Annotated in this window: 7 protein-coding genes and 3 pseudogenes; 7 read left to right on the top strand and 3 right to left on the bottom strand. The window is 53.7% G+C overall.

Going from position 1 to position 6185, the window contains the following annotated elements; all coding sequences use genetic code 11:
- Nucleotides 1–625, top strand: a pseudogene (locus A7D21_RS33600) (arsenic resistance protein); the annotation flags it as partial.
- A gap of 37 nt (nt 626–662) precedes the next feature.
- Here the strand turns inward: A7D21_RS33600 and A7D21_RS35020 are convergent.
- A pseudogene (locus A7D21_RS35020) lies at nt 663–755 on the bottom strand (transposase domain-containing protein); the annotation flags it as partial.
- A gap of 124 nt (nt 756–879) precedes the next feature.
- Between A7D21_RS35020 and A7D21_RS36450 the strand changes: the two are divergent.
- On the top strand, nt 880–2076 hold the full coding sequence (locus tag A7D21_RS36450; RefSeq protein WP_228386024.1) for a hypothetical protein: 1197 nt from the start codon (nt 880–882) through the stop codon (nt 2074–2076).
- A gap of 52 nt (nt 2077–2128) precedes the next feature.
- Here the strand turns inward: A7D21_RS36450 and A7D21_RS33590 are convergent, their stop codons facing one another.
- Nucleotides 2129–2605, bottom strand: a complete 477-nt coding sequence (locus A7D21_RS33590; RefSeq protein WP_033901843.1) for a helix-turn-helix domain-containing protein — start codon at nt 2603–2605, stop codon at nt 2129–2131.
- Nucleotides 2606–2781: 176 nt separating this feature from the next.
- Between A7D21_RS33590 and A7D21_RS33585 the strand changes: the two genes are divergently transcribed.
- The 5 genes from A7D21_RS33585 to A7D21_RS36780 all read left to right on the top strand — a co-directional run bounded on the left by A7D21_RS33585 (nt 2782) and on the right by A7D21_RS36780 (nt 5618).
- Nucleotides 2782–3516: a metallophosphoesterase gene (locus A7D21_RS33585; RefSeq protein ID WP_033901844.1), complete on the top strand. Its 735-nt coding sequence runs from the start codon at nt 2782–2784 to the stop codon at nt 3514–3516.
- Between the two features lie 76 nt (nt 3517–3592).
- Nucleotides 3593–3910 carry a hypothetical protein gene (locus A7D21_RS33580; protein ID WP_033901845.1) on the top strand — a complete coding sequence of 106 codons (318 nt, stop codon included), beginning with the start codon at nt 3593–3595 and terminating at the stop codon, nt 3908–3910.
- Between the two features lie 98 nt (nt 3911–4008).
- A complete protein-coding gene (locus A7D21_RS33575) occupies nt 4009–4506 on the top strand; it encodes a hypothetical protein (protein WP_033901917.1) in 498 nt (165 codons plus the stop codon).
- Nucleotides 4507–4587: 81 nt separating this feature from the next.
- Complete coding sequence (locus tag A7D21_RS33570) at nt 4588–5217, top strand: HAD family hydrolase (RefSeq protein WP_058410959.1); 630 nt, start codon at nt 4588–4590, stop codon at nt 5215–5217.
- Between the two features lie 134 nt (nt 5218–5351).
- Nucleotides 5352–5618: an antitoxin Xre/MbcA/ParS toxin-binding domain-containing protein gene (locus tag A7D21_RS36780; RefSeq protein ID WP_082461812.1), complete on the top strand. Its 267-nt coding sequence runs from the start codon at nt 5352–5354 to the stop codon at nt 5616–5618.
- A 14-nt stretch (nt 5619–5632) separates the two neighbouring features.
- Here the strand turns inward: A7D21_RS36780 and A7D21_RS33565 are convergent.
- A pseudogene (locus tag A7D21_RS33565) lies at nt 5633–6185 on the bottom strand (MFS transporter); the annotation flags it as partial.

Raw genomic sequence — 6185 nt, 5'->3', positions numbered from 1 at the left:
GGTGGTGTTTACCCATATCGGTAAGGGCGACTCCAAACTGACTCTGGCGGCAACGCCATTACTACTCTTGCTTCAGCTTGTGCTACTGCCCCTCTATCTAGCCTTCATGGTGGGTAATGACTCGGCGGTGGTTATATCGGTCGGCCCATTTGTTGAGGCCTTCGTAGTGCTGATCGCTTTACCCTTGGTCTTGGCAGTAGCAACAGCTGCCGGGGCAAAGAGGTCACGCGTCGTTGAGGGCTGGAACAATGCATGGGCTTGGATGCCTGTGCCAGCTATGGCGGCTGTGTTGGTCGTAGTGGTCGGCTCTCAGATCTCAGCAGTGGTCAGGGACATGGACAAGCTACTGCCCGTTATTCCCGTCTACCTCGGTTTCATGCTCTTGGCACCACTGGTCGGTGCGCTGGTTGCGCGGGCATTTAAATTGCCGGCCATCACTGCAAGATCAGTGGCGTTCAGTAGCTCGACACGAAATTCATTGGTGGTTCTGCCCCTGGCACTGGCTTTGCCCGAAGAAATCAGAGGGCTCGCTGCGGCAGCAGTTATCACTCAAACGCTGATTGAGTTGGTCAGCGAGCTAATTTACATCCGAGCAATTCCTGCTTTGGTCTGGCGCAAAATGTAGAAGCTTGGTAAGCACAAGTCCAAGACACCCTGCGTGATTAAACGGTCACCCACCTGTGTGGTAACAGCTCGGCAATCTCACTAGCTCGCTGCGTAGGCAGGCGCGTCAACACATCCTTCAGGTAGGCATAGCCGGGCAGGCCTGCTCCAGGTGAATACTTCGATCTTGATATACCAGTGAGCGGCTATCTCTCGGGCGACCTCCAGCGTAGGCTTCAGGTTATGCAGGACGCAATCAGGCACCAAGGAGTTCACATGTACCTCACGATCATGAAGCCACAATCGCTTCAGCAAATCGCTGTATTAGCCCGTGGATTATGGATCGTTGAAGGCCCTGAGGGCTCCGTGCTGGTAATCAAGGCAGGGAAAGAGCTGATCCTGGCCGCTCAGCAAAGGCGCGAATTGAAGCTTTACCTGGCGCCATACAAGGTAGACGAAACGACGGGATTTACGCTTCTCACTGCCTGCTTTGATGACCCACAAAGCCCGCTATTGATCAAAACCCCACTCATCCCAGGTGACCCTCTCACCGAGGCACTGCAGAGCTTCCCTGACGAGTTCAGTGTGTGCTTTTTCGACGAGCACAACCGTGAGCTGTTCAGTTGTAAGGCCCAGGCGAAGCTTGGTCAGCTCCGCAAGGAGCTCGGTACACTCAGCCCAATTGGAGCAGATCACTGGCCCAAGATGTATGAGCAGGCGGACAGGTGGTTCAGCCTCACGACCTATGAGGACGACGCTCGTGCCGCAACGGTGTTACTAGGGGAGGATTTGTTCCCCTCGGACTATTTGATCACCGACCTGACCCGCCAGGACTTTCGAGGCTCCAAAGGCTTTTCCAATACACAGTTGGAGCGCACTGAGCCGGGTACGTTTCAGGAACTGGATATCATCTATCTGCTCCAGCGGGCATATACCTCCGAGCGGATCATCCATGGCCCCTTGAAGGTCTCCGATGGCGAGGAGCTGGCTGACGTAGTGGTAATGGGCGATGAAGTGACTTTACTGCTGCAGGCGAAGGACAGTCCCAATACCCCAGCGACGTTGAACACAACGCTTGAGAGAAAGCGAAAGAAGGCTACAAGTCAGTTGAAGAACGGTCTTCAGCAACTACGTGGCGCTATTTCAACGATCAAGCGAGAAGGCAATCCAGCCTTGGCGCTTGTGGGCGGCACGCCCTTGGACATTGATCTTGCTGCACGACCCCTGGTGGGAGTTGTCGTGGTCAGAGAGTTTTTTATCGACAACTACGATGAATACAGCACCATGATTTTGAAGTTCATGGATGAGGTTGGTGTCCGCGTCCTAGCCTTCGATTACAACGAGTTCGAGGTGATGACCCGCCACTGCCCTTCGGAAGATGCACTGCTGTCAGCGTTCTTCCAGATTTCCAAATGCGCTGAGGAAAGGCGGATCTATCCCAGGCTGCGCTTCAAGGATCTGCCGCCGCGCTAAATCGAATCGGACAAGTGGAGAGCTTCTTTGCTCGTGCCCCACGACTCCCTTTCTAACCAGGCAGTTCTTTGAGCCAGTAACGCCTGACAGTCGCTTCAGGCAAACCCAGCGCTCGACTCACCTCCGCCTTCGACATGCCACTGGCCTTGAGCTCTAGCACAGCTCGGATTCGATCTGGGCTGCTGGGTTTGCCTCGCGTGCGCTTTACCAGCCCTTCACCTGCGTCCCAGTGCTTCTTCAGGCCCTGCAAGCCTCCCAGGGCTATGAAGCCCTCCAAATCCTGCGAAGCCTTCGCCATGACATCGATAGGTGATGACCCATTCTGGAGAGCCTGGCATAGCGCGACGAGAGCCACGAGGTCGAAATCTAGGGTGCGCGCGATCTTGCTCAGCTTGACCAAAGAGACCTGCGTTTTCCCTTGCTCCAATCGCGACAGATTGGCTTGGGAACTGATCTCGGCGAGCTCCTCCTGGGCCGATCCTCTAAGGTCGCGCAGAGCTCGGACTATTGCTGCTATCTCGTTCTGCATGCTGAGCGCTCAAAACGAAGAATAGGGCCACAGCGTCATGCGTCGATAAATATCGAAAGCTGGCAATAATGGCGCCCATCGTTTATCGTGGGCCTACAGATGACAGCCTCGCCGCGTCCGGGCGACCGGCCAGGGAGTGATCAATTTATTAGAAAGTCGACGTCAGCAGGCTAGGGATGAAGCTTCACATACTGTCTGATTTACATTGTGAGTTCGCCGATTTCGTCCCCCCTGTGGTGGACTGTGACGTGGTCGTATTAGCCGGCGACATCCACGTGAAGTCCAGGGGGGCCAGATGGGCCAGCCTGGCCTTCAGCACGCCTGTCGTCTACGCCATGGGCAATCATGAGCACTACAGCGGGAATATAGATCGAACTCACAGCAAGCTGCTTGACGCTGCTGAGGCGCACGTCCACGTCTTGGAAAATCAGGTTTTAGAGTACGGTGATGTGCAGTTTTTCTGTGCTACGGCTTGGACAAGCCTGGCCGCGACCGGAGACCCAGTAGCTGCTTCTTGGTGTGCTCGTGACTCACTGAATGACTTTCGCGCTATCCGTGTCGGTGAACAGTATCGGCGTTTGCGCCCTGACGACCTGATCGCGAGAAATCGAGAGACGAAGGAGTGGTTAGAGGCTCAGCTGTCTCTGCCATTCAACGGTAAACGTGTAGTTGTGACTCACCATCCGCCTCTTATGAAGTTTGTGAGTGACCAAGGAGCCGATCCTCACTTGCGAGCAGCCTATGGAAACAATTGGGATGGCCTGATGGATTTCAAGATCGATCTATGGATCTTTGGCCATACCCACGAAGCTGTGGATGAGGTTGTTAATGGCGTCCGGTTTGTGAGTAATCCTCGTGGTTATCCCACCGAAGAAACTGGCTTTCGGCCAGACCTAGTTGTCAGTGTATGAAGCCTGACAGGGCTGCCGGCGTTTAGCTTTTTTCAGTAAGTGAGTAGGTTTCAAATTCGAACGTGATGGAGAATCCATGAGTTGTCTGAATTCCCAGGACTGGACGGCTGAGGGCGGAATACGACTGCCCAGTCTGGTGTCAGCTAAGTTGGCGATTGCGCAGGCCCATGATTGGGGTGCACTAGTGGACGCGTATCTGGTAGATGCAGCTGAAGTAGGCGATCGTTTCGTTGCGTATGTGTATGGCGATCTTTCAGGGCAACTGGTTGATGGGATGACAATTGTCACACCCCCTAGTGAGGTGATAGCGGAGGTCGAAGGCATGGCGTTATTGCGGACAGTGTCAGGCAACGATCATTACGTCATGGTCAGCCGATTGCCTGCCGCCGCTTGAGTGCCCCCGCGTCGTCGAGGCCGCTGTCTCAGCCTGCTTCAGTAGGCCCCACCGTCATCTAATCCATTAATAGTTAATGTGTGTTTAAGGGAAGAAGCATGTCCGAGTTAAAGAAATTGACATTGACTGTTAAGAACTATGATGCTCAAGCGAGCGGTGATCTAGACGCTCTCTATCGACGTGTTAGATATGAAGATGAACACGGCGCTACGCTCTATTTCAAGGAGGTTGTGATGCTGAAGTATCTTGCGAAGCATGGTGCTTTGGCGACTGATGTTCCGCGAACTTGGTACTATAAACATGCCTCAAAGAAATCGATAATTGTTGTCGCTTTTGAGAAGGCTGGTGGGAAAGTTGAGTGCGACTTGGATGATCTGCGAATTATTGCAAGGTCGACTTTGGTAAAGGGTGTGGTTATTTCGCTAGCAGCGGTTCCAGCTGGGATTATTGCTGCAACGGCCACCTTTGGAGTTGGGCTTGTCATTATTCCTATGTTTTTGTGGTATGGGTACAGGAACGTCTTCAAGCTTCCGAAAATGCTGGGTCGAAAAACGCTGGTGGATGATTTTTCAAAATTTGGCGTTACTCTTCGGTAGATTGGTTATTTGGTTGTTGAGCTTGATTCTCGTTAGAGTGGCTGGCTGTCTTGCGGGCGGTGACCAGCGAAGGAAACTCAGATGAAGACCAGTGCCGTAATCTTTGACGCCTTCGGAACGCTGGTACAGATACAGCAGCCGACACATCCGTTTCGACAGTTGCTTCGAGAGGGGCGACGCCAAGGCCGCTTGCCTCGCGCTGATGACATCCGAACGATCATGACCCATTGCCTTTCTCTAAGCGAGGCTGCGCTGGCCTTTGGTATCAAGATCTCGCCCTCCCAACTCGCATTTCTTGATCAATGCTTGGAGGAAGAGCTGGCAAGCATTCAGCCTTATCCAGACGCGGTTGAGGCCGTTGGGCTACTGCAAGCTGCAGGGGTGAGACTGGCCGTATGTTCAAACCTGGCAATGGCCTACGGCCCCGTAGTGGAAAGGATTTTCCCGCACCTTGGGGCCTATGGTTTCAGCTATCGCATTGGTGTTATGAAACCGCAAGCCGGCATCTATCAGCACACCTGCGATCTGCTTAATGTCCGGCCAGAAAATGAGCTCAGTGGTCAGAGGCGGATCGTCATGATTGGCGACTCAGAAAGGTGTGATCGGGATGGGCCTGGCCAGGTTGGTATCAAGGGTTACCTGTTGCGCAGGAATGGAGACGGGGCTTCCAATCTTTCCCACTTTGCACGATCAGTGCTGAGTGATAGGTAGCTGCGAGCAGATCTTCAATTCGATGGTAAGCGTTGCGTCTGAGCTAAAGGGCCGCGCCACGAGGTGGCCCTGCCGGGATGCCCCCTGCACAGAGTACGAGGGGCGACCAGACCAGTATCACCAGAGGGTGAAGCATGAATGAGCTTAGGATTGTCGGGCGATGTGTTCGCTCCCCGATTGGCTGCTGGAGTGCTAGGAATCGCTGTTTTCAGACGCGTTACGAGCAGGTCTTCTCAATCGCACTTGAAGTGTTTGGAAGCCGAAAGAAGGCGCAGCGATGGCTTGTAAGATCTGTAGCAGGTGTAGGCCGTCAGACACCCTGCAGGGTGCTGTGCACACCTATGGGATTCACAATTATCCATGACGAGATTATGCGGCTTGATCACGGCATACGTGCCTAATCCCATTTAGCCAGTCATTTGGCAGGGAGAGCAAGGCTCGTAATAAAGCTTATTGCTACTAGAATGCACATTCCAACTAACAGCGGAATTGATCCAAATCTTTCTAGAGCAAGTGCTGCTGCTATGGGGCCTACAGCCTGGGCAATCAGCATCGGGCGAGCCAGCAGCCCCATACGTGCTCCGTAGCCATCCGCGCCGAATAGAGCCAAGGGTAATGTTCCGCGAGCAATGGTCAGAATTCCATTACCTGCTCCGTAAAGCGCCAAGGCTACGAAGGCCAGCCACGGGATGGCCGGTAACAGCAGCGCAATACCCACCCCGCATAGCAGGATGGCGATACGAGCCGACCAGGTAGGGTGTAGGTTTCGCCCAATCGAAAACTCTGCAAGGCGTGCCATGACTTGAGATGGCCCAATCATCATTCCTATGGCCAGTGCTGTTGAAGTTGCGATGCCAAGCAGTTTTAGCACATCAAGTAGGTGGACTGAGACGGAAGAAATAACCAGCGACTGGAATGTCAGCAGCGCTGCCAGCAGGATGAATATGCGATTGGTTAGTTTGCTGGAA

The sequence above is a fragment of the Pseudomonas sp. AP19 genome (assembly GCF_001728855.1).
GTDB lineage: Bacteria > Pseudomonadota > Gammaproteobacteria > Pseudomonadales > Pseudomonadaceae > Aquipseudomonas > Aquipseudomonas fluorescens.
The sequence above is the reverse complement of the archived record's forward strand: the minus strand, read 5'-3'. Positions and strand labels throughout refer to the sequence as shown.